A 2,517-nucleotide genomic window follows, 5' to 3' on the forward strand; every position below is an offset into this window, starting at 1 on the left:
CCGAACGCCCGGGAGGCGGAGGCGGACTACCGCCGGGTGGCGGAGGAGCTTTTGAGGGAGCTCTCCCTGCTCCCGGAGAGGAGGGAGGCGTGAAGCGGCGGCGCCTGGCGGAGCTCGTGCGGGAGGAGGCGGGGGCCCTGAGGGAGGCCCCTCCCGAGGTGGGGGCCCTGGAGGAGGCCTCCACCCCCCGCGAGGAGAAGCCCGGGGAGGCCCCTCCCGCCCAGGCCTCGCCGGAGGGGCGAGGGGAGCGCCCCTTCCCGCCCTACCTCACCTACGTGCGCAAGGAGTGCCGCCTCCGCCCCGACCAGCTGGACGCCCTCACCGCCCTGGCCCGGAGGCTGAACCGGGAGCGGAAAGGGAAGGGGGATAAGGATCACGGAGAACACCCTCATCTGTTGGGCAGTGGATATGTTCCTAAATAGCTTAGCAGAGCCTTCTAGTAGTGCGCCAAATTTTATCCTGAAAGGGGTGGGGCACAATGAGCAATAAGGCATCGTTGGATATCTTTCAGGCCAGAACTGTTACACCTCACGAGTTGCTGGGTCGCATTGGAACTCATATGCCGGATAAAACCTCTCGCCTACTTGAGGTTCCCACTTTTCAACGGCCTTATCGCTGGGAAGAAGAACAGATTTCGGCCTTCTGCGATGATATTTTTAGTTTCTATACAGAATACCGCAACGCCCTTGCCGGGACGGGACCACGGCCAACCTACTTTTTGGGGCCGATAATGCTAAAACCAGAGCAAAATAAAACTATAATTCTAGACGGACAACAAAGACTAACCACCATCAGCCTGGCTCTGATTGCTTTAGCCATCAAAGCAATAAAGGCAGCAATAGAGGCAGCAAAAGAGGCAATGGGGCTAGCCGCCAAACATCATCCGGATAAAGAAAGCGGAAAACTGAATAAAGAAAGCCGAGAACTCTTGTTTCTAGCGCGCGATCTTTGGCGAGATTATCTTACTTTGGATCAAAGTGAAGGTTCGCTCAAACCTGCCCTAAAGTTAAACGCAGAAGATGACGGTTTTTATCGTGAGCTTTTAAGTAATTTACAGAAGATGATACTTGAGGCTGACGAATCAAATGGACCTGGGGCACCGAACGAGTTTCAGTTTCCGCAACCCCGTAGGGAATCCCACCGACTTATGCAAAGCGCTCTAAGCACTCTCTTGAGCCGGACACAAAGCATTTTGAATCAACTAGGACAAGAAGAAAAAGACTCATATAAAAAATTTGAGTACCTGAGACACGAACTTCGGAACCTGAGCGAATTTTTGACACGAGGCTTAATTTTTATAGAAATAAACGCAGAAAACGAAGTCGACGCTTACAGAGTGTTTGAAACCTTGAACGATAGAGGGCTACGCTTATCCTCTGAGGATCTCATTCGTCTTCACCTGCTACAGCTAGCTAAGGATGAAGAGCAACGTCAAGAGATAGTACGTGAATGGGAGAGAATAACTCGTTCCCTGGAAGACAATAGATTAAAAACGGAAGATTTCCTGCGACACCAACGCATATCGCGAAAAGGGGATATAAAACGCAAGCCCCTCGTGAAGGAAGTAAAGGAGGTAGCCACCACTCTGGGGGCTTTGGAATTCACAAGGAGTCAGCTCCTACCCGATTTTGAGCTTTATATAGAAATCAATAACCCTTCCAAAGAATCCTTTGGTGAAGCCTTCCTCAACTTAAAGCGCTTCATTGATATGGGAGAGAAAAGGGGGATAGCCCTCCCCATCCTACTCTCAGCCGCGAGGAAATTTAAACCAAACACCGCCCATTTTAGAGATCTAACGTGGGAACTTTTACGGCTTTACATAAGCTATCTGATTCTCGCGAAAAAGGATCCGTCCCAGTTCGAAAGTGAGGTATTCGCTTTAGCCGCACAAATACAGGAGGCAGAAAAAAGTGCCCAGGAGGTGATAAAAAAGTTGAGGGAAAACTTCAAGATTACCAAACAAGAATTACTACAAGCAGTAGACAAGCCCATTCGACTCAAAAAAAGTACAGCAAAGGTCATTTTAACCTTGATAGCGGAAAAAGATACCAAAGCCGAGGCTCTGAATACAGCCTCGCTAGAGCATATAATTCCACAAAAGGGGTGGAAAACTCGCTACACTGACGACTTGGAGGACTATATCTGGCATCTAGGCAACCTCACACTTATTGAGCCAAAGCTCAATAAGAGCGCTGGCTCAAAATCCTTTGAAGAAAAAGTAAAGATATATCGGCAATCGGAGATAACCATGACGAAAGAGATAGCGCAATGGGAACAATGGGGTCGGGACCAAATTATTGAACGAGCCAGAAAACTTGCAGAAAAACTAGCCGATATATTGATGTTACCTTCTTAGGGTCATGGAACAAACGCCTTGGCAAGCTAGTAAGTATGGAGAAAAACCGTAATCCAACATTCAAGGCCCACATTCCGCACCCCCCTCACTCCAGCAGGTAATATCGCCCGGCCCCCAGGAGGCGCACCGCGGTCTCGTGGTGGGGAGCCAGGTTGAGGACG

General features: G+C 50.0%; 2 protein-coding genes. Both read left to right on the forward strand.

Annotated features, from left to right (window positions below; translation table 11 throughout):
• Positions 1 to 89 precede the first annotated feature (89 nt).
• On the forward strand, positions 90 to 422 hold the full coding sequence (locus ACP5PX_RS07800) for an ATPase (RefSeq protein WP_428085393.1): 333 nt from the start codon (positions 90 to 92) through the stop codon (positions 420 to 422).
• 56 nt (positions 423 to 478) lie between these two features.
• Complete coding sequence (locus ACP5PX_RS07805; RefSeq protein WP_428085394.1) at positions 479 to 2,356, forward strand: DUF262 domain-containing protein; 1,878 nt, start codon at positions 479 to 481, stop codon at positions 2,354 to 2,356.
• Positions 2,357 to 2,517: the final 161 nt, after the last annotated feature.

Origin of the sequence: Hadarchaeum sp. (SeqCode) (genome assembly GCF_049969415.1) — an archaeon.
Classification (GTDB): domain Archaea; phylum Hadarchaeota; class Hadarchaeia; order Hadarchaeales; family Hadarchaeaceae; genus Hadarchaeum.